This is a genomic window from Streptomyces sp. NPDC107550 (assembly GCF_055639095.1).
The window spans coordinates 1-20,326 of record NZ_JBVKBC010000040.1; the positions used below are offsets into that span (position 1 = coordinate 1).

The window sequence follows — 20,326 nt, forward strand, 5'->3', positions numbered from 1 at the left end:
CAAACTGCCCCCAGCTGCAACCGGATTGCTACGACAACCCGGTGGTGAAGGTCTCTCACCTCACTCGATTCCATGGCGCCTCGTGGCGCACCCACTCGGTACGACAAGCTCGCCATCTGCTACGAAGCCACCGTGCTGGTCGCAGTCCTCGACGAGTGGCTCTGCGCAGCCCCTCCGCGGTGGTCGGCAGCGGTGATGAGCTGGTCGAGTCGGCGCAGTGTGTGGGTCATTTCCTCGACCTTCGCCGCGAGGCGGTCGCGTTCGGCGTGCAGCGTTCGGCGCTGGGCGGCGGTGACGTGCCCGTTGTTCACGCAGGGCAGCAATGTCGCGATGGAACGGCTGCTGAGGCCGGCCGCGTAGAACTGCTGGAACAGGCGCACCACCTCGACGGTGCCCTCGGTGTAGCGGCGCTGTCCCGACGGTGTGCGCTCCGGGCTGAGCAAACCTTGCTCCTCGTAGTAGCGCAACGCGCGCACGCTCACACCGGCCCGCTGCGCGAGCTCTCCGATCTTCATCGCCCCGTCCTTCCTTCCGACGCTTGACTCTCACGTCAGCGTGAGGTTTTAGCGTAGCGGGCATGGACATTCGAAACGAGATCGCACTGGTCACAGGCGCGAACCGTGGTATCGGGCACAGCTTCGTCACCGAGTTGCGGCGCAGAGGCGTCAAAAGGGTCTATGCGGCCGCTCGCCGGCCCGAGACCGTCCCCCGGATTCCCGGTGTCGTCCCATTGATGCTGGACGTCACCGATGACGCGTCGGTGACCCGGGCCGCGGCCTTGGCCGACGACACGACACTGCTCGTCAACAACGCCGGCGTCTCGACCTTCGCCCGGCTCACCGACGGCGCGGAGGAGGACATCCGGCTGGAGATGGAGACCAACTTCTTCGGCACCCTGCGCATGGTGCGCGCCTTCGCGCCGGTCCTGCGTGCCAATGGCGGCGGTGCCGTGTTGAACGTGCTGTCAGTCATGGCGTGGATGGCGTACGAGCACTCCAACAGCTATGGGGCGTCCAAGGCCGCGGCCTGGGCGCTGACCAACGGCATCCGGTGCGAACTCGCCGGCCAGGGGACCCAGGTCACGGCGTTGGCCATGGCCAGCGTCGACACCGACATGATGGCCGGCGTTGAGGATGAGAAGTCGGACCCTGATGTGATCTCCAGGGCGGCGCTGGACGGTCTTGAGGCCGGTTCCCTCGAAGTGCTGGCCGACGGGCGGACGGCCCAGTGGAAGTCCCGGCTCGGCGAGGACCCGGCCCTTCTGTATCCGCAACTGTCCGCGCACGACGCCGCCAAGCCGTAAGCCGATGCCGCCCGGGACGGACGCGGGTGCCCTCACTCACGTCCCGGGCTCGGCACCACTCCCCAACCGTATTTGCGCAACAGGCCCTAGCCCGCGGCGTCCGACAAGCCCTCGCTCGACAGGCCCTCGCCCGACACGCCCGCATCCGGCAGGCCCGCGTTCCGCACGCCCGCGACCGGCACGCCCGCGACCACCGCGGCGAACGCCTCGGGGTTGTCGAACATGACGTTGTGTCCCGCGCCCGACACCTCGACGACCTTCACCCCGGCGGCTTCCAAGCCCTCGCGGCCGGGCAGTTCGCCGCTCAGGGCGCCCTGGAGGTAGACGCGCTCGACCGGCGACGCCGTGAACATCTCGCGCATGGTCGGTCGCGTGCCGCGTACGAGCGCGACCGCGCTGCGGTGCAGGGCGAGCGGGTCGGCGAGGCGCATGGTCGCCGCCCACGTCGGCCCCACGTGAGCGAGCACGCGCGCGTAGCCACCGCCGTGGACGAAGGCGTCCTCTTCGTAGCCGGCGATTCCGCTGCTGCCCGCCGTGCGCGGCGGATCCGGGTCGAGGTTGCCCTCGGTGACGACGAGCCGGGAGACGAGGTCGCCGTGCCGGTGCGCGAGGACGATGGCCACGGCGCCGCCCATGCTGTGCCCGACGATCTCGGCGCCGCGCACACCGGCCGCGTCCAGGACCGCCGCCAGGGCGTCCGCATGGTCCTCCAGGGTGTACCCGAAGTCGGCGGGGCGGTCGCTGATCCCGTGACCGGGAAGGTCGACGAACAGGGTGCGCCGTCCGGCGAGTTCGGGGCGGGCCGCGATATGTGCGTGGTACACGGTGGACGCGGCGCCGAGCCCGTGGACGTAGACGTGCGCCGGCCCCTCTCCCGGCGCCTCGGTCCAGCGGACGCAATTGCCCTTCTCGTCGAACGCGGCCTGCCGCATGACTCCCCCTCGATTCCGTCTTCCACGCGTGCGTGCCCGCTCAGGCCGGCACCCGGGGCCGCCATCTGCCGGACGGCCCCTCACCGCACCGACAATACATCGCCAACGCAGTATCTCGTCAACGATGTACCCCGCTGCCGTTCCCCGTGCGCCACAATGGGCGCATGCTGGAACTCGCCCTCCTGGGCTTCCTCCACGACGCCCCGCTGCACGGTTACGAGCTGCGCAAGCGCATCACCGCCCTGACAGGTCACGTGCGGCCTGTGGCCGAGAGCACCCTGTATCCGGCGATCAAGCGGCTGGAGAAGGCGGGCTTCGTGGGCCGCGAGACGCATCCGGGGGCGGGCGCGGCGCCGCGTCACGTCCTGAGCCTCACCGCCGCGGGCCGCGCCGAACTGCTGCGCAGGCTGCGCGAGCCGGAGCACTCCGACATCACCGACGAGAACCGCTGGTTCACCGTCCTCGCGTTCCTGCGCCATCTGCCGTCGCCCCAGGAGCAGGCCGTGGTGCTGCGGCGGCGGCTGGACTTCCTCCAGGAGCCCGCCAGCTTCTTCTACGACGGTGAACGGCCGCTGCGCGCGGAGGACCTGGACGATCCGTTCCGCAAGGGCGTCCTCACCATCGCCCGGGCCACCTCGCGCGCGGAACTGGCGTGGCTGCGCGAGACGCTCCGCGCTTTGGAGGGCGACGGCGCCGCGCGCTGAGTCGCCGCCCGCTCAGCGCTCCCACACAAAGGGCACACGGGATGTCGACAAGCCGTCCACGCACGCGTGGCGCACCCGCGCCGATCACGGAAATTCCTGGTCATCGCCCCTGTACGGCGCCGTCCGCGACTGACTAAGGTCACGCCGACGCACTCATGGCACAGGGAGGCTAGGGATGGCCGGGACGGACGATACCGTCGCCGCCGCGGACGACGCGCTGTACGTACTGACCGCGGTGTTGCTGACGCCCGCGAAGTTCCCCAGCGTGCTCGGCGACGACTACCCCGAGGCGTGCGACGCCCTGGGGCTCGCCCCGGTGGCGGACGGCTACGGCCTCGTTCTCGGGCAGGACGCCGAGGGTGCGCGCTGGACCGTCGTGGTGGACGACGTGTCGCTGGTCGCGGTGGCCATCGCGTCCTGGGACTGCGGCATGGAGTACGAACTGTCGCCCGACGAGCGCAGCATGGTCGCCGCGCTGCCCGGCTGGCCCCTCGCACTCGCGGTGTCGGCGCCGGGCGTCCCGGAGCCGCACGACCCCGAACCCGATCCCGAGCTGGCCGATCTGCCGCCGCTCACCCCGCCGGACACGGCCACGTGGGGCCCCGCGCAACGACGGCTCGGCGCCGACGAGATAGCTCTCCAGTGGGCCACCTGGCGGGCGCAGATCGAGGACTCCCACTTCGACACCGGCGCCGAGGCCCTCACGGACGCGCAGGAGCCCGGTGCCGGTGAGGGTGCGCCCGAGGAGCCCGGCGCGGGCACGCACCCCGGCATCCGGCGCGTCCTGACCGAAGCGCGGGCGTACGTGGACTCGCCTCCGCCGCCGGGCCGCGTACGGTCCGCCTTCGCCTCCGGGGACGCAAGGACGCTGCGGGCCGACGGGCCCGGCTGGTCGATGGTGGCGCGGACGGACGACATCGCGTTCGTGCTGCTCGACGACGAGCCGGGTGAGGTGCTGCCGGTCGGGCGGGGCGCCGAACTCCCCGGCCTGCTCGAAGCGCTCGACAAGATGGCCGTACGACCGGTCTGACCCGCCGAGATCCACCGCGCGGGCCGATCTGGGGCGCGAGCATGAGGCGCCGCTCTGGAGCGCCGTCATGGGCCGCCGGCGCGGGTCACGGCGCTGGGCTCCGCTCGCTCGCCGGCGCCGAACTGCCCTGCCCCACACGGGCCCTGACCGTTCCATGTGGTCCCGCCCCATAGGTCGAGGGCGCGGGGGCGCCGACGATGAGCCTCTTCCCACCCGTAGAGGAGGCTTTTCCATGCGTGTGCCCAGAGCTGTTCCGTCGGTGGCCACCGCCCTTGTCGTGCTGACGGCCGGCGCGCCCCAGGCCGTGAGCGCGGGCGCCCCGGACCCCGTCGGCTGCGCGGGCGCGGCGCACGCGCGCGTGCCGGGCGCGCAGTTCCAGCAGCGGGCCTGTCTCGACGACTTGACGACGACGGGCCTCGCGGGCACCCCGTACACCGACACGGCCGACCAGGCGGGACTGACCGCTCAGGGCGCCCGGCGTCCGTCCGGCGTGCCGGGGACGCAGATCGACGGCTACTTCCCGGACGGCTCGGCGACCAACACCACGCACGGCTGGAACCATGACGCGCAGTTCGTGATCCGGCTGCCTGACCACTGGAACGGCGGCCTGGTGGTGACCGCCTCCCCCGGCAACCGCAAGCAGTACTCGACGGACGCGGCGATCTCCGACCGCGCCCTCGCGCAGGGCTACGCGTACGCGGCGACCGACAAGGGCAACACCGGGCCGGACTTCTACCGCGACACCGAGCGCCCCGGCGACGCGGTGGCCGAGTGGAACCGGCGCACCACACAGCTCACCCTGGCCGCCAAGAAGACCGTCGCGCGGTACTACGGGCACGCTCCCCGGCGCACGTACATGACCGGCATCTCCAACGCGGGCTACCTGACGCGTTGGCAGTTGGAGAACCGTCCCGAGCTGTACGACGGCGGCGTGGACTGGGAGGGCGTGCTGTGGACCGCGCGGGGCCCGAACCTGCTGACGACGCTGCCCACGGCCGTGGCGTACGGACAGGGCCGCGCGGACGCGGACGACATGTACGCGGCCGGTTTCGCGCGCGGCTCGGAGTTCCTGTGGCCGTACCATCAGAAGGTCTACTGGGGGCTGACACAGAAGGTGTACCGCGCCGCGTTCGACCCCGCGTACGACCCCGCCTGTCCGGGCGCTTCGGCGGGCGGCACGACGGACGAACTGCTGGCGCCGTGCGCCTCGGACGCCGCGTACGACTACGCCTCGCGCCCGGAGTCGGTGCGGCGGGCCGTCGCGCGCGTGGCGCTCACCGGGCGCGTGGGCAAGCCGCTGATCACGCTCCAGGGCGACCTGGACACGCTGCTGCCGATAGCGAAGGACGCGCATCTGTACGCGCGGATGACCGACGCGCGGGGGCGCGGGCGGTTGCACCGCACGTACACGATCGCCGGCGGGACCCACACGGACGGCCTGTACGACACGTATCCGCAGCGCTTGCGGCCGATCCTGCCGTGCTACCGGGACGCCTTCGACACGCTCACGCGGTGGGTGGAGCACGGCGAGCGGCCGCCCGCGGACCGAACGGTGGGCCGGGGCACGGGCGGCGACGTCGTCAACTCCTGCTCCGTGGCGACATCCTGAGGCCCGAACTCCGGGTCGTGCCGGGATTCACGGGAGCCGGTGGTGCGCCGGTTCAGCGACCCAGTTCCTTGCGGGTGACTCTGCGCAGCCGGCGGCGCTGCGCGGGGTCGAGCGCCAGGTAGGCCGCCGTGGGCACGCCCAGGACGATCAGCAGAGCGGCCCACCAGGGCAGCCAGATCCACAGGATGAGCCCGACCGCCACGCCCCCTGCGGCGATCTTCGCGTTTCTCGACATGTGTGGCCTCCTTCAGGGCGGCTCGCCCTCGGCTGAGTGGGGCGGACCCGCCCTCTGTGATGAGAAACGGGCCCGGGACGTCCACGGTTCCTGTGCGCGACCCCGAGATGACCCTGATCTCCGCTCACGCGGGTTCTCGGGGTGCGCGCGACGGTCAGATGTCGGCGCGCAGCGGCTCCCCGACCTCGTACATGTGGCGCAGCGCCTGCCGGTAGGAGTCGACGAGTCCGGTCTCGGTGAACGGGATGCCGAGGCGGGCGCAGTGGGCCTTGACGAGCGGCTGGGCGAGGCGCAGGTGGGGGCGGGGCATGCTCGGGAAGAGGTGGTGCTCGATCTGGTAGTTGAGACCGCCGAGGAACCAGTCGGTCAGGGCGCCGCCCTTGATGTTGCGCGAGGTCAGCACCTGGCGGCGCAGGTGGCCCCACTTGTCGCCGTCCGGGTCGGGCATCTCCATACCCTTGTGGTTCGGGGCGAACGCCATGCCGAGGTGCAGCCCGAACAGGGCCTGGTGGAGCGCGGCGAAGGCGAGGGCGTGGCCGAGCGGCATGGTGGTCAGCAGCAGGGTCAGGTAGCCGGCCACGTGGGCGACGAGCAGAGCGCCTTCGATGAGCCGCTCGCGGCCCTGCTGGCGGCGCAGGTCCTGGAAGCCGTACAGCTTCAGGGCGAGACCTTCGAGCAGGGTGAGCGGGAAGAACAGCCATGCCTGGTGGCGGGTGAGCCAGCCGCGGAAGCCGACGCGGTCGGCGGCCTGCTTGCTGGTGAAGACGAGGACGTCGGCGGCGACGTCGGGGTCCTTGTGGATGTGGTTGGGGTTGGCGTGGTGGCGGTTGTGTTTGTCGTTCCACCAGGAGTAGCTCATGCCGAGCAGCAGGTTGCCGTGGACGAGGCCGATGACGCGGCTGACCGCGCGGTTGCCCGTGATCTGCGCGTGGCCCGCGTCGTGACCGATGAAGGCGGTACGGGCGCCGAGGACGGCGAGGACGGGCGCGAGGGCGAGGACCCACCAGGAGCCGCCGACGAGCGCCATGCCGGTGACGACGGCGGCGAGGCTCAGCGCGTTCACGGCGATGGTGCGCGCGTACCAGCCGGTGCGCCGCTCCAGCAGGCCGCGGTTCCTGACGGCGCGCAGCAGGGGCGTGAACTCGCTGCCTCCCCCGGCGGGCGGGAGTGCGGAGCCGGCCTGTGCGGGCAGCGGTTCGACGGCGATCGACATGGCGATTCTCCGGTCTGTGGAGGGCGGGCTGGACGGCGGGGTACGCGTCGGCCCTGCCACCGAAAACGTATGAGCGGGGCCCCTTCGCCTGCCATGGCGCCACCACCCGGCCTCCCCAGGGGCGGGGCCCACCCCCGCCGGGGGGTTAGCCCCACCCGCACCCGCGCGTAGTGGCGTGGATCACTCTTATTGGCGTCGCTTCGGGGTTGCGCGGCGGTGTACCCTCGGCGCCTTCAAGGCGAGTAGTCAAATTTGAGGAATACGAGGAAGCTGCCATCTCCGCTCACACGCGTTCCGCCCCCGCCTCAGCCCCCGACATCACTGGACTCGCCCGCTGCCGCGCCGTGTTCGTGCCCGGCGATCCGGCGCGCGCCTCCACCGTCGCCTTCTGGCGGCCGGACGGCGCCGAGCCGCCCCTGCCGGACGCGGGCACCCCCGTAGGGCTGACGCTCGTACTGCCCCGCGACGGCGGTGTCGAGCCGGTGGCCGTCACCGGCGTCGCGCTCGCCGTACGGGACGCGCTGCCGGTGCTCACGCGCGCGCGTGCCGACAAGAACGCGGACCCCACGACCGCGTTCTGGGGTGCCGCCGCCCTGTTCGCTCTGCAACTCACCGCGCGCGGGCTGCTGTTGCCGGGCGTCGACGCGCATGACCACGACGCCTGGCGGGCCGGACCGCTCCGACCCGAGGACGTGGAGCGGATGCGGGAGCTGGCCGCGGCGATGCCACCTGAGGCGCACGCGGTGCCGCTGCCCGGCCACGAGCCGCCGCGCCTGCACGCGCCCGAGCCGCTTCTGCGGGCGTTCCTCGACGCCGTCGCCGACAGCCTGCCCCGCTCCCCCGCCGCCCGCCTGGCCACGGGCACGCCCGCGTTCGCCTCCCGCGACCTCCCGCGCCCGGCGCCGGAACTGCGCGCGTGGGCGGCCGATGTCGCGGCCGGGCACGACGCCGGGGTGCGGATCTCGCTGCGCGTGGAGGTGCCGGGGCTCGAAGCGACGGACGGCGACACGACGCGGCTGCCGTTCACCGCGGTCCTCCAGATGCACAGCGTCAGCGACCCCGCGCTCGTCGTGGACGCGGCGCAGGCGTGGGCCGGGGCGGGCGCCGCGTTCGGCCCGCGCGCGCGGATGGACGCCCTGCTGGCCCTGCGGCGTGCCGCGCGCGCGTGGCCGTCGCTGACGCCGTTGCTGTCGTCGTCGGTGCCGGACGCGGTCGAACTCGCCGACGAGGACGTGACCGAGCTGCTCGGCGAAGGAGCACGCGCGCTGTCGGCAGCCGGCGTCGAAGTGCACTGGCCGCGCGAACTGGCGCGGAAGCTGACGGCCCGCGCGGTGGTCGGACCGCCCGAGGACGTCGACGGGGGCGGCCGGGAGCGGGCGGAGTCGGGTGCGCCCGGGTTCCTTTCGGCGGACGCGCTGCTGGCGTTCGACTGGCGGTTCGCGCTGGGCGGGCAGGAGTTGACGCGCGCGGAGCTGGACCGGCTGGCGGAGGCGAACCGTCCGGTGGTGCGCCTGCGCGACCAGTGGGTCCTGGTCGATCCCGAGGAGGCCCGGCGCGCCCGCGCCCACCAGGACCGCAAGGTGACCCCGGTGGACGCGCTGAGCGCCGTTCTGACGGGCTCGACTGAGGTGGACGGCCGCCGGGTCGAGGTGCGGCCCGTGGGGTGGCTGGCGGAGCTGCGGGACCGCCTCACGGACCCCGAGGGCATGGAGCCGGTGGGGCAACCGGACGCGCTCGCCGCCGAACTGCGCGACTATCAGCTGCGCGGGCTGAACTGGCTGGCGCGGATGACCTCCCTCGGCCTCGGCGCGTGCCTGGCCGACGACATGGGGCTCGGCAAGACCATCACTCTCATCGCGCTGCATCTGCACCGGCAGGGGGCGCCGGAGACGGCTGGACCGACGCTCGTCGTGTGTCCGACCTCGCTGATGGGCAACTGGCAGCGCGAGATCGAGAAGTTCGCCCCCGGCACCCCGGTGCGCCGCTTCCACGGCGGCCGGCGCCGCCTCGACGACCTCCGGGACGGCGAGTTCGTCCTCACCACGTACGGCACGATGCGCCTGGACGCGGCCTCGCTCGGCGGTGTCGCCTGGGGCATGGTCGTCGCGGACGAGGCGCAGCACGTGAAGAACCCGCACTCGGCGACCGCGAAGGAGCTGCGGACCATCGGCGCACGCGCGCGCGTGGCGCTCACCGGCACCCCCGTCGAGAACAATCTGTCGGAACTGTGGGCCGTCCTCGACTGGACCACGCCCGGCCTCCTCGGCAAGCTCGGCACGTTCCGTACGCGCTACGCCGAAGCTGTCGAGAGCGGCTCGGACCCGGCCGCGGCCCAGCGGCTCGCCAGGCTGGTACGCCCGTTCCTGCTGCGGCGCCGCAAGTCCGACCCGGGGATCGCCCCGGAGCTGCCGCCGAAGACGGAGACCGACAGGGCCGTCTCGCTCACCAAGGAGCAGACGGGACTGTACGAGGCCGTCGTCCGCGAGACGCTGACGGAGATCGCAGGCGCGGCGGGCTTCGAGCGGCGGGGCCTGATCGTGAAGCTGCTGACCGCGCTCAAGCAGATCTGCAACCACCCGGCGCAGTACCTAAAGGAGGAACGCCCGCGCGTGGCGGGCCGTTCGGGGAAGCTGGAGCTGCTCGACGAACTGCTCGACACGATCCTCGCCGAGGACGCGAGCGTGCTGGTGTTCACGCAGTACGTGCAGATGGCCCGCCTTCTGGAACGGCATCTGGCCGGCCGGGGCGTGGCTACGCAGTTCCTGCACGGAGGCACGTCCGTCGCCGCGCGCGAGACGATGGTGCGGCGCTTCCAGGACGGCGAGGTCCCAGTGTTCCTGCTGTCATTGAAGGCGGCCGGCACGGGATTGAACCTCACGCGCGCGGAGCACGTCGTGCACTACGACCGCTGGTGGAACCCGGCGGTGGAGGCGCAGGCCACGGACCGCGCGTACCGGATCGGGCAGACCCGTCCGGTGCAGGTCCACCGGCTGATCGCGGAGGGCACGATCGAGGACCGCATCGCCGGAATGCTGGCGCGCAAGCGGGAGTTGGCCGATGCCGTACTGGGCGGGGGCGAGGCCGCCCTGACCGAACTGACCGATGCCGAGCTGGCCGATCTGGTCGAGCTGCGAGGGGGCGCGCGATGAGTGATACGTATGACGACCTGGAGACGTGGCCCGAGGACGACGGGGCGCACGAGCGCACGTTCGCGGCGCTGCCTCCCGCTCACGGGAAGGGCTTCGCCGCCACGTGGTGGGGGCAGGCCTGGCTGAAGGCGCTGGAGGACACCGCGCTCGACCTCCGGCAGCTCAAGGCGGGCCGTCGCCTCGCGCGCGCGGGCGCGGTCGGCGCGGTCTCGGTGCGGCCCGGCCGGATCACGGCCGTGGTCGAGGAGCGCGGCGGGGCGCTGCACCGGGCGGACGTGCTGCTCCAGCGGCTGCACGAGGACGACTGGGACCGTTTCCTCGGCATGGCGGCCGAGCGGGCAGGGCACATCGCGGCGCTGCTGGACCGGGAGATGCCGCCGCACCTCGTGGAGGACGCGGCCGCGGCGGGCGTCGAACTCCTGCCGGGCATCGGCGACTTGGAACCCCGGTGCGACTGTGAGGCGTGGGACCACTGCGCGCATACGGCGGCGCTCAGTTATCAGCTCGCCCGGCTGCTCGACCAGGATCCGTTCGTGCTGCTGTTGCTGCGCGGGCGGGACGAGCGGAGTCTGTTGGACGCGCTTCAGGTACGGAGCGCTGCGGGGGCGGGTGCGCGTGCGGGTGCGTCTGGCGACGTGGCCGGGGCGGGGGCGTCCGGGGCTCGTGATGAGGACGCCCAGGCGGAGGACGCCCCGGGGGTGGACGCGGCGGACGCGTACGCGTCGGCGTTCGTGCTGCCGCCGCTGCCGGAGGTGCCCGAGCCGCCCCTGGAGGCGGGCAGGCCGCCCTCGCTGGACACCGAGACGCCGGCGCCCGCCGGTGTGGACGCGGACGCGCTGGAGTTCCTGGGCGCGCAGGCCGCCGCCGAGGCCCTGCGGATGCTCACCGACGCGCTCGCGCCTGGGCATGCCGTACGGGCCGTGCCGGCGGAGTTGACGCCTGAGCAGGACGCTGTACGGCTGGCGGCGGGTGCGCCTGCCCCGCACGTCGCTCAGCGGCTCGCTGAGGGGTCCGGGCGGGACCGGGAGGGTCTGGCGACGGCGGTACGGGCCTGGGAGTACGGGGGCCCTGCGGGGCTCGCCGTGCTGGAGGGGGCCTGGGTGCCCGACGCGGAGAGTGCGGCTCGCGCGCGGGCGGTGCTGGAGTCCGCCTGGGAGGCGGATGAGCGGCCTGTGCTGCGGGGAGCGCGGGGGCGGTGGGTCGTCGCCGAGGCCGGTGCGGTTGCTGGTGCGGTTGCCGGTGCCGGTGGCGGGGGCGAGGGCGTCGCCGGGGGCGGGGAGTTGGCCGGGGTGGCGCAGATTCGGCTCGGGCGGGACGGGCGGTGGTGGCCCTACCGCAAGGAGCGGGGGCGGTGGGTTCCCGTGGGGGCGGGGTGTTCTGATCCGGCGTCGGCGTTGGGGGTAGTGCGGGGGGACGCGTAGCGTCGGGCGGGGTTCAGGGTGCGGGGAGTTTGACTCCCGGGGGGGTGTCCGGTGGTGGCTTGGCTGACCGTCGTGGGTGGCTGAGCGCGCAGTTCCCCGCGCCCCTGGGCGGCTTGGGAACCAGGGGGCGGTCCCGGTGTCCCCCGCGATGGACCTTGGGGGCTCCATGTGGGGTTGCCCAGTGGCGGTCGCGGGTGGCTGAGCGCGCCGTTCCCCGCGCCCCTGGGCGGCATGCGGCCGGGGGCGCCCATCGGGTGCCCGGCGCCGGCCTCGGGGGCTTCGCGTGGGCTTGCTCGATCCCCGCCGTCCGTGGCTGAGCGCGCCGTTCCCCGCGCCCCAGGGCGGCATGGGAGCCAGGGAGCGGTCCCGGTGTGCCGCGCGCTCGACCTTGGGGGCTTCGCGTGGGTTGCCCGGTTCCGGCCGTCCGTGGCTGAGCGCGCCGTTCCTCGCGCCCCCTTCGCGGAGCGACCGGGGCATGGCTTCGGCCACGGCCCCGGTCGGGGTGGGTCAGCGGATGGGGATGCCGGCCAGGGTTCGGGCGATGACCAGGCGCTGGATCTCGCTCGTGCCCTCGAAGATCGTGTAGATCGCCGCGTCCCGGTGCATGCGCTCCACGGGGTACTCCCGCGTGTAGCCGTTGCCGCCGAGGATCTGGATCGCCTGCGCGGTGACCTTCTTCGCGGTCTCGCTGGCGAACAGCTTGGACATCGAGCCCTCGGCGTTCTCGAACTTCTTGCCGGTCGTCGCCATCCAGGAGGCGCGCCACACCAGGAGGCGGGCGGCGTCGATCTGGGTGCGCATGTCGGCGAGCTGGAACGCGACGCCCTGGTTGTCGATGATCGGGCGGCCGAACTGCTCGCGCGTCTTGGCGTACTCCAGGGCCTCCTCGTAGGCGGCGCGGGCCGTGCCCACGGCCATGGCGCCGACGGCCGGGCGGGACGCCTCGAAGGTGGCCATGGCGGCGTTCTTGACGCGCTCGCCGCCCTTCTTGGCCTTCTCGTGGGCGCGGGCGAGGCGCTCGTCGAGCTTCTCCTTGCCGCCGAGGAGGCAGGAGCCGGGGATCCGGACGTTCTCCAGGACGACCTCGGCGGTGTGCGAGGCGCGGATGCCGTGCTTCTTGAACTTCTGGCCCTGCGACAGACCCGGCGTGTTCGGCGGCACGATGAAGGACGCGTGGCCCTTCGAGCCCAGCTCGGGGTCTACGGAGGCGACGACGACGTGGACGTTGGCGATGCCGCCGTTGGTCGCCCAGGTCTTCGTGCCGTTGAGTACCCACTCGTCCTTGGCCTCGTCGTACACCGCGCGCGTGCGCATGGAGGCCACGTCGGAGCCGGCGTCTGGCTCGGAGGAGCAGAACGCGGCGACCTTCACGTCGTTCGCGTCGCCGTACATCTGCGGGATCCAGGTGCCGATCTGCTCCTCGGTGCCGTTGGCGATGACGCCGACGGCAGCGAGGCCGGTGCCCACGATCGACAGGGCGATGCCCGCGTCGCCCCAGAACAGCTCCTCCATGGTCATCGGGATGCCGAGACCGGTCGGGTCGAAGAACTGCTGCGCGTAAAAGTCGAGGGAGTAGATTCCGAGCTTGGCGGCTTCCTGGATGACGGGCCAGGGGGTCTCCTCGCGCTCGTCCCACTCGGCGGCCGCGGGGCGGATCACATCGGCGGCGAATCCGTGAAGCCAGTCACGGACTTCTTTCTGCTCGTCGTTGAGATCCATCGTGAAGTCGGCCATGACCCCTCCCAGGGCTGCGTACACTGCATGTGTTACTTGCGGTAACCGAAGTCTGTTACTCACGAGTAGCCCGTGTCAACCTCCGCGAACGCGTTCGATACCCCTCCTCCGCCGAGTGTTACCTTTCGCGTGCGTCAAGCAATCGCACGGGCGGGGAGACCTCTCATGGAGACCACACAGCGGACCGATCAGCGCGCGGAGCAGCAGTCCGCCGCCGAGCGCCGGCGGCGTGAGCTGCTGGAGGCCGCGGACCGTGTGGTGCTCCGGGACGGCCCCGGCGCCTCCATGAACGCGATCGCGGCCGAGGCCGGCATCACCAAGCCGATCCTCTACCGCCACTTCGGCGACAAGGGCGGCCTGTACGCGGCCCTCGCCAAGCGGCACACCGACGCCCTCCTCGCCTCGTTGCGCGCCGCGCTGGACGCCCCGGCGGAGCGGCGCAGGCGCGTGGAGTCCACCCTCGACACCTACCTCGCGGCCATCGAGGCCAGGCCGCAGGTCTACCGCTTCCTGATGCATCCGGCGGAGGGCTCCCCCGGCGGCGACACCGCGAACGACACCGGCTTCGACGTGGGCCGCCACTCGGCACCCCTGCTGCGCCGCATGGGCGAGGACCTGGCTGAGGTCATCGAGGAGCGCGTCGACCTCGGCCCCGCCGGCCAGCAACTCGCGCGCGTGTGGGGCCACGGCATCGTCGGCATGATGCACGCGGCCGGCGACTGGTGGCTCGGGGAACGGCCCTGCTCCCGCGCCGAGTTGGTGCACGCCCTCGCCGACCTGCTCTGGGGCCGGCTCGCGGCGGCGGGCGACAAGGCGGGCGGCCCCGGCTTCTGAGCCGCGGCCGACGAAGCGGACAGCCCCGGCTACTGACCTGCCGTACTACCCGCGCCCGCTCCCCCACGGCGCCCGCGCCGCCTGACGCAGCACGCGGCGCCTGCGCCAGCCCGTGACGCGGTCCGGGTAGATCCGGCCGTCCAGGTGGTCGCACTCGTGCTGGAGGCAGCGGGCGAACCAGCCTGTGCCATGAATCACGATCGGCTCGCCGTCGACGTCGAAGCCCTCCACGCGCGCGTGGTCGAAGCGCGGGGTGCCCGCCTCAAGGCCCGGCAGCGACAGACAGCCCTCGGGGCCGCGCACGACCACCCCGTCGGCCTCGGTCAGCCGGGGGTTCACGATGTGGCCGACATGACGCACATCGTCGTCGTCCTCGCAGTCGTAGACGAAGACCCGCAGGGCCTCGCCGACCTGGTTGGCGGCGAGGCCGACGCCCTGCGCCGCGTACATGGTGGCGAACATGTCCTCGACGAGACGTGCGAGGGTGTCTCCGAAGTCCGTGACGTCCGCACAGGGTTCGTGCAGCACGGGATCACCGAGCAGGGTCAGGGGGCGTACGCGCCCGAAGGCGCCCGGGATCGAGCCGTGTCGCATGCCCGTAAGGGTACGGTCGGTGAGCCAGACGATCCGCTGGTGGTGCCGCAGTTCGGGCTTGTCAGTGGATCTCGATAGGCTGACTCGACACAGCGATGCCGGGGGCAGGCGCGGCGCCGTACGCAAGGAGGACCCAGGAAGATGGCAGGCAACTCGGAGTCGATGACTCCGCGAGCCAAGCTGGCCGTGACGGCGGGCAAGGCGGCGGCCGCGGTGTCGCGGGCGGCGGGCCGCGGCAGCGGTTCCGTCATCGGCGGCAAGGTGGCGCTCCGGCTCGACCCCGAGCTGCTCGGACGGCTCGCCCAGCACCTGGACGTGGTGCTCGTCTCGGCCACGAACGGCAAGACGACCACCACCCGGCTGATCGCCGAGGCCCTGCGCGCCAGCGGCCCGGTCGTCTCGAACGCGCTGGGCGCGAACATGCCTGCCGGCATCACCTCCGCGCTCGCGGGCGGTTCGGACGCGAAGTTCGGTGTCATCGAGGTCGACGAGAAGTACCTCGCCGGCGTCGCACGCGACACCGCCCCGAAGGCCATCGCGCTGCTCAACCTCTCGCGCGACCAGCTCGACCGCGCGGCCGAGACCCGCATGCTCGCCGAGAAGTGGCGCGAGGGCCTCGCCGGCTCGAAGTCCATCGTCATCGCCAACGCGGACGACCCGCTGGTCGTCTGGGCCGCGTCCTCCTCGCCGAACGTGGTGTGGGTGGCCGCCGGCCAGGAGTGGAAGGACGACGCCTGGTCCTGCCCGGCCTGCGGCGGCGTGATGCAGCGCCCCGGCGACGAGTGGTTCTGCGGCGAGTGCGGCTTCCGCCGTCCGACGGCGAGCTGGGCGCTCCAGGGCGACCACGTGCTGGACCCGCACGGTTCGGCGTGGCCGATCCACCTCCAGCTCCCGGGCCGGGCGAACAAGGCGAACGCGGCGACGTCCGCCGCCGTCGCCGCCTGCTTCGGTGTGCCGCCCCAGGTCGCCCTGGAGCGCATGTACCAGGTCCAGGCCGTCGCCGGCCGCTACGACGTGGTGCAGTTCCTCGACCGTGACCTGCGGCTGCTCCTGGCGAAGAACCCGGCGGGCTGGCTGGAGACGTTCACCCTGATCGACCCGCCGCCCACCCCCGTCATCCTCTCGGTCAACGCGCGCGGTGCCGACGGCACCGACACGTCGTGGCTGTGGGACGTGGACTACACGCGTCTCGCGGGCCACCCGATCTGCGTGATCGGCGACCGCAAGCTCGACCTCGCTGTCCGTCTGGAGGTCGCCGGCCTGGACTTCCGTGTCTGCGAGACGCTCGACGAGGCGGTGCAGCTCTCGCCGCCCGGCCGTATCGAGCTGATCGCCAACTACACCGCGTTCCAGGACGTCCGCCGCCGCGTGGGCAACTGACGGGGCCTGACGAGGACCGAGGACAGGGACAGCGAAGGATCATGGGAATGAATGACAGCAGCCTGCGTCTCGTGTGGGTCTACCCCGACCTGCTCAGCACCTACGGCGACCAGGGGAACGCGCTGGTGGTGGAGCGCCGCGCGCGGCAGCGCCGCCTCCAGGTCGAGCGTTACGACGTGCGCAGCGACCAGCCGGTGCCGACCTCCGGCGACATCTATCTGATCGGCGGCGGCGAGGACCGGCCGCAGCGGCTCGCGGCGGAGCGGCTGCGCCGTGACGGCGGCCTGCAGCGCGCCGTGGGCAACGGCGCGATCGTCTTCTCGGTGTGCGCCGGTTACCAGATTCTCGGCCACGAGTTCATCAACGACCTCGGTGAGCGCGAGCCGGGCCTCGGCCTGCTCGACGTGTACTCCACGCGCGGCGAGGGCGAGCGGTGCGTCGGTGACGTACTGGCCGACATCGACCCGCAGCTCGGCCTGCCGCCGCTGACCGGCTTCGAGAACCACCAGGGCGTCACGCACCTCGGCCCCTCCGCCCGCCCGTTCGCCCGCACCCGCTTCGGCAAGGGCAACGGCACGGGCGACGGCACCGAAGGCGCCTTCAACGACACGGTGTTCGGCACGTACATGCACGGGCCCGTACTCGCCCGCAACCCGCTCATCGCGGACCTGCTGCTGAAGCTGGCCCTCGATGTGAACGCGCTGCCGCCGGTCGACGACCGGTGGTACGAGGCGCTGCGCAACGAGCGGATCGCCGCGGCGAGCGCACAGCCCGCCTGAGCGGCCCCGCCCGGCAGATGAGCGGGCCTGTCCAGCAGGCGGACGGCACTTACGGCGGATCCCCCGGGCGCCGATAAGGTACGGGGGATCCAGCCGGACGACGTGGTCCGGTCATCGGCCCACGTTCGCAAAGGTATTCCGGGCTATGCGTATTGGTGTCCTCACCTCCGGCGGTGACTGTCCCGGTCTGAACGCCGTGATCCGTTCGGTCGTCCACCGTGCCGTCGTCGACCACGGCGACGAGGTCATCGGGTTCCACGACGGCTGGAAGGGCCTGCTGGAATGCGACTACCGCAAGCTGGATCTCGACGCGGTGGGCGGCATCCTCGCCCGCGGCGGCACGATCCTCGGCTCCTCGCGGGTGCAGCCCGCGCATCTGCGTGACGGTGTCGAGCGGGCCCGCGGGCACGTCGCGGACCTCGGCCTCGACGCGATCATCCCGATCGGCGGCGAGGGCACGCTGAAGGCGGCCCGGCTGCTGTCGGACAGCGGCCTGCCCATCGTGGGCGTGCCCAAGACCATCGACAACGACATCGCCGTCACCGACGTGACGTTCGGCTTCGACACGGCCGTGGGCGTCGCCACGGAGGCGCTGGACCGGCTGAAGACGACCGCCGAGTCGCATCAGCGGGTGCTGATCGTCGAGGTGATGGGACGGCACACCGGCTGGATCGCGCTGCACTCGGGCATGGCCGCGGGCGCGCACGCGATCGTCGTGCCGGAGCGGCCGTTCGACATCGAGGAACTGGCCGCGAAGGTCGGCGAGCGGTTCGAGGCGGGGAAGAAGTTCGCCATCGTGGTCGCCGCCGAGGGCGCGAAGCCGCGCGCGGGCTCCATGGAGTTCGACGAGGGCGGCAAGGACGTCTACGGGCACGAGAGGTTCGCCGGGATCGCCCGGCAGCTCTCCGTCGAGCTGGAGCAGCGGCTCGGCAAGGAGGCCCGGCCGGTCATCCTCGGGCATGTGCAGCGCGGCGGGACGCCGACCGCGTACGACCGGGTGCTGGCGACGCGGTTCGGGTGGCACGCCGTGGAGGCCGCGCACCGCGGTGAGTTCGGCCACATGACGGCGCTGCGCGGCACGGAGATCGTGATGGTGCCGCTGGCCGACGCCGTGGCCACGCTCAAGACGGTGCCCGCGGAGCGGTACGCGGAGTCCGAGTGCGTGCTGTGACGTGCCCGGCGTCCTCGCGCGCGGGAAGGTCCTCGCGCACGGGAAGCGTGCGGCGGCGCCGTCTCCCCCGCTGAGACCGCCCGCCATTTTGGTCTCTCTTTAAACAGAACCGCCCCCGGCCGAGGTCCTGGTCGGGGGCGGTTCTACTCTGGTGGCGCACATTCCGTACGAAACGAGCACACGGGAGCCGGCGGATGGATCACAGCGGGCACGGCATGAACATGGATCTGCCGCCGTTCACGCTGGGGCGTGGCCTTGGCTGGTCGGCCGACCCCTTCTTCCTCGTCGGCTGCCTTCTGGCGCTCGGCCTGTACGGCTGGGCCGTCGTGCGTCTCGCGCGGCGCGGCGACGGCTGGCCGGTGTCGCGGACCGTGTCGTTCGTGCTCGGTGTGCTGACGATCGCCCTGGTGATGTGCACCAAGCTGAACGACTACGGCATGGTCATGTTCAGCGTGCACATGGTGCAGCACATGGTGATCAGCATGCTCTCGCCGATCCTGCTGCTGATGGGCGCGCCGATCACGCTGGCGCTGCGGGCGCTCCCGGTGTCGGCGAAGCGCGGCTCCAAGGGGCCGCGCGAGCTGCTGCTGATGCTGCTGCACAGCCGCTACATGCGGGTCATCACGCACCCGGCGTTCACGATCCCGCTGTTCATCGCAAGCCTGTACGCGCTCTACTTCACCCCCCTGTTCGACTTCCTGATGGGGTCGAAGGTCGGGCACATCGCCATGATGGTGCACTTCCTCGCGGTGGGCCTGGTGTTCTTCTGGCCGATCATGGGCGTCGACCCGGGCCCGCACCGGCCGGGTTATGTGATGCGGATGCTGGAGCTGTTCGCGGGCATGCCCTTCCACGCGTTCTTCGGTATCGCGCTGATGATGGCGACGTCCCCGATGGTCGGCACGTTCGAGCACCCGCCGGCCTCCCTCGGCATCGACGCGCTGACGGACCAGACGGCGGCGGGCGGCATCGCGTGGGCGTTCAGTGAGGTGCCGTCCGTCCTGGTGCTGCTGGCCCTGCTGTTCCAGTGGAAGAAGTCCGAGGACCGGCAGGCGCGCCGCAAGGACCGCGCGGCGGACCGGGACGGCGACAAGGAGCTGGCGGAGTACAACGCCTACCTGGCCTCGCTGAACACGCGCGGGCAGTAGCGCGCTCCCCCTTCCCGGGGGACTATGGACTTTCTGATCGCGGCTCGGGCGCCGCACACCGCCGTACGCCGTCCCGGCCGCCGGAGGAGGGTGCCTGATGCCCGGTTCCACGAAGACGATGGGTGTGTTCACCGTCGGCGGCCTGGTGGCCGTGACCGCGTACACGGTCGCGTTGGGGAGCAACGGCTGGCTGTGGTTCGGCTGGGTGCTGCTCGGCCTGATCACCGTGGCGATGGTCGCGTCACGCAGCAGCACGTGAGGCATGTGGTTGACTCGGTTCACAGGCCCGACCGGGTCTGTGGGTGGCACAGGCTGCGACGGCTCACGGGGGAAGGCGACGGCGTTGTTCTACCGACTGCTCAAGTACGTGATCCTGGGGCCGCTGCTGCGGCTGCTGTTCCGACCCCGCATCGCAGGGCTCGACCACATCCCGGACTCCGGGCCCGCGATCATCGCGGGGAACCATCTGTCGTTCTCGGACCACTTCCTGATGCCGGCGATCATCAAGCGGCGGATCACGTTCCTGGCGAAAGCCGAGTACTTCACCGGGCCGGGCCTCAAGGGGCGCCTGACCGCGGCGTTCTTCCGCAGCGCCGGCCAGATCCCGGTGGACCGCTCCGGCAAGGAGGCGGGCCAGGCGGCCATCCGCGAGGGCGTCGGCGTCCTGCGCCGCGGCGAGCTGCTCGGCATCTACCCCGAGGGCACCCGCTCGCACGACGGCCGGCTCTACAAGGGCAAGGTGGGCGTCGCGGCGATGGCCCTCCAGGCGCACGCGCCGGTGATTCCCTGCGCGATGATCGGCACGTTCGAGGCCCAGCCGCCCGGGCGCAAGATCCCGAAGCTGCGTCCGATCACCATCCGGTTCGGTGAGCCGCTGGAGTTCTCCCGCTACGAGGGCATGGAGCACGAGAAGGCCGTCCTGCGGGCCGTCACCGACGAGATCATGTACGCGGTCCTCGAACTGTCGGGCCAGGAGTACGTCGACCAGTACGCCGCCGCCGTCAAGGCGCGGGCCGAGGAGGAACGCGCGGCGCGGGTCCGGAAGTTCCCGAGGATGCCACTCAGTTGACGTTCTCTGCCACGAGCAGAG

General features: G+C 72.1%; 19 protein-coding genes. 13 read left to right on the forward strand and 6 right to left on the reverse strand.

Annotated elements, in window-relative coordinates; genetic code table 11:
* Positions 1-119 precede the first annotated feature (119 nt).
* Positions 120-515 (reverse strand): MerR family transcriptional regulator, encoded by a 396-nt coding sequence (locus ACZ7LY_RS31275; protein WP_471628121.1) that lies wholly within the window; start codon positions 513-515, stop codon positions 120-122.
* 62 nt (positions 516-577) lie between these two features.
* Here ACZ7LY_RS31275 and ACZ7LY_RS31280 point away from each other — a divergent pair, with 62 nt between their 5' ends.
* Positions 578-1,303, forward strand: coding sequence for an SDR family oxidoreductase (locus ACZ7LY_RS31280; protein WP_471628122.1), 726 nt, complete (start codon positions 578-580; stop codon positions 1,301-1,303).
* Positions 1,304-1,389: 86 nt separating this feature from the next.
* On the opposite strand, the gene ACZ7LY_RS31285 is transcribed toward ACZ7LY_RS31280, so the two are convergent.
* Positions 1,390-2,235, reverse strand: a complete 846-nt coding sequence (locus ACZ7LY_RS31285; RefSeq protein ID WP_471628123.1) for an alpha/beta fold hydrolase — start codon at positions 2,233-2,235, stop codon at positions 1,390-1,392.
* Between the two features lie 164 nt (positions 2,236-2,399).
* On the opposite strand from ACZ7LY_RS31285, the gene ACZ7LY_RS31290 reads away from it, so the two are divergent.
* The 3 genes from ACZ7LY_RS31290 to ACZ7LY_RS31300 all read left to right on the forward strand — a co-directional run bounded on the left by ACZ7LY_RS31290 (position 2,400) and on the right by ACZ7LY_RS31300 (position 5,578).
* On the forward strand, positions 2,400-2,939 hold the full coding sequence (locus ACZ7LY_RS31290; protein WP_471628124.1) for a PadR family transcriptional regulator: 540 nt from the start codon (positions 2,400-2,402) through the stop codon (positions 2,937-2,939).
* A 175-nt stretch (positions 2,940-3,114) separates the two neighbouring features.
* Complete coding sequence (locus ACZ7LY_RS31295; RefSeq protein ID WP_471628125.1) at positions 3,115-3,969, forward strand: hypothetical protein; 855 nt, start codon at positions 3,115-3,117, stop codon at positions 3,967-3,969.
* Between the two features lie 232 nt (positions 3,970-4,201).
* Entirely contained in the window at positions 4,202-5,578 is a 1,377-nt protein-coding gene (locus ACZ7LY_RS31300; protein WP_471628126.1) for a tannase/feruloyl esterase family alpha/beta hydrolase, read from the forward strand.
* A gap of 52 nt (positions 5,579-5,630) precedes the next feature.
* On the opposite strand, the gene ACZ7LY_RS31305 is transcribed toward ACZ7LY_RS31300, so the two are convergent.
* Positions 5,631-5,813 (reverse strand): hypothetical protein, encoded by a 183-nt coding sequence (locus ACZ7LY_RS31305; protein WP_471628127.1) that lies wholly within the window; start codon positions 5,811-5,813, stop codon positions 5,631-5,633.
* Between the two features lie 154 nt (positions 5,814-5,967).
* Positions 5,968-7,026, reverse strand: a complete 1,059-nt coding sequence (locus ACZ7LY_RS31310; protein WP_471628128.1) for a fatty acid desaturase family protein — start codon at positions 7,024-7,026, stop codon at positions 5,968-5,970.
* A 344-nt stretch (positions 7,027-7,370) separates the two neighbouring features.
* On the opposite strand from ACZ7LY_RS31310, the gene ACZ7LY_RS31315 reads away from it, so the two are divergent.
* Positions 7,371-10,175: a DEAD/DEAH box helicase gene (locus tag ACZ7LY_RS31315; RefSeq protein WP_471628129.1), complete on the forward strand. Its 2,805-nt coding sequence runs from the start codon at positions 7,371-7,373 to the stop codon at positions 10,173-10,175.
* Positions 10,172-11,596: an SWF or SNF family helicase gene (locus ACZ7LY_RS31320; RefSeq protein WP_471628130.1), complete on the forward strand. Its 1,425-nt coding sequence runs from the start codon at positions 10,172-10,174 to the stop codon at positions 11,594-11,596. Before ACZ7LY_RS31315 ends, ACZ7LY_RS31320 begins: the two co-directional genes overlap by 4 nt.
* Positions 11,597-12,103: 507 nt before the next feature.
* Here ACZ7LY_RS31320 and ACZ7LY_RS31325 read toward each other — a convergent pair.
* On the reverse strand, positions 12,104-13,330 hold the full coding sequence (locus tag ACZ7LY_RS31325; RefSeq protein WP_471628131.1) for an acyl-CoA dehydrogenase family protein: 1,227 nt from the start codon (positions 13,328-13,330) through the stop codon (positions 12,104-12,106).
* Between the two features lie 165 nt (positions 13,331-13,495).
* On the opposite strand from ACZ7LY_RS31325, the gene ACZ7LY_RS31330 reads away from it, so the two are divergent.
* Positions 13,496-14,164 carry a TetR/AcrR family transcriptional regulator gene (locus ACZ7LY_RS31330; protein ID WP_471628132.1) on the forward strand — a complete coding sequence of 223 codons (669 nt, stop codon included), beginning with the start codon at positions 13,496-13,498 and terminating at the stop codon, positions 14,162-14,164.
* A 45-nt stretch (positions 14,165-14,209) separates the two neighbouring features.
* Here the strand turns inward: ACZ7LY_RS31330 and def are convergent, their stop codons facing one another.
* Positions 14,210-14,758: a peptide deformylase gene (def, locus tag ACZ7LY_RS31335; protein ID WP_471628133.1), complete on the reverse strand. Its 549-nt coding sequence runs from the start codon at positions 14,756-14,758 to the stop codon at positions 14,210-14,212.
* 141 nt (positions 14,759-14,899) lie between these two features.
* Between def and ACZ7LY_RS31340 the strand changes: the two genes are divergently transcribed.
* From ACZ7LY_RS31340 to ACZ7LY_RS31365, 6 genes are all read left to right on the forward strand, one after another.
* On the forward strand, positions 14,900-16,138 hold the full coding sequence (locus ACZ7LY_RS31340; protein ID WP_471628134.1) for a MurT ligase domain-containing protein: 1,239 nt from the start codon (positions 14,900-14,902) through the stop codon (positions 16,136-16,138).
* Between the two features lie 47 nt (positions 16,139-16,185).
* Entirely contained in the window at positions 16,186-16,917 is a 732-nt protein-coding gene (locus tag ACZ7LY_RS31345; RefSeq protein WP_471628135.1) for a type 1 glutamine amidotransferase, read from the forward strand.
* Positions 16,918-17,062: 145 nt separating this feature from the next.
* A complete protein-coding gene (locus ACZ7LY_RS31350) occupies positions 17,063-18,088 on the forward strand; it encodes a 6-phosphofructokinase (RefSeq protein ID WP_471628136.1) in 1,026 nt (341 codons plus the stop codon).
* Between the two features lie 194 nt (positions 18,089-18,282).
* On the forward strand, positions 18,283-19,236 hold the full coding sequence (locus ACZ7LY_RS31355) for a cytochrome c oxidase assembly protein (RefSeq protein WP_471628137.1): 954 nt from the start codon (positions 18,283-18,285) through the stop codon (positions 19,234-19,236).
* 97 nt (positions 19,237-19,333) lie between these two features.
* On the forward strand, positions 19,334-19,495 hold the full coding sequence (locus ACZ7LY_RS31360; RefSeq protein WP_471628138.1) for a hypothetical protein: 162 nt from the start codon (positions 19,334-19,336) through the stop codon (positions 19,493-19,495).
* 84 nt (positions 19,496-19,579) lie between these two features.
* Entirely contained in the window at positions 19,580-20,305 is a 726-nt protein-coding gene (locus tag ACZ7LY_RS31365) for a lysophospholipid acyltransferase family protein (RefSeq protein ID WP_471628139.1), read from the forward strand.
* Positions 20,306-20,326: the final 21 nt, after the last annotated feature.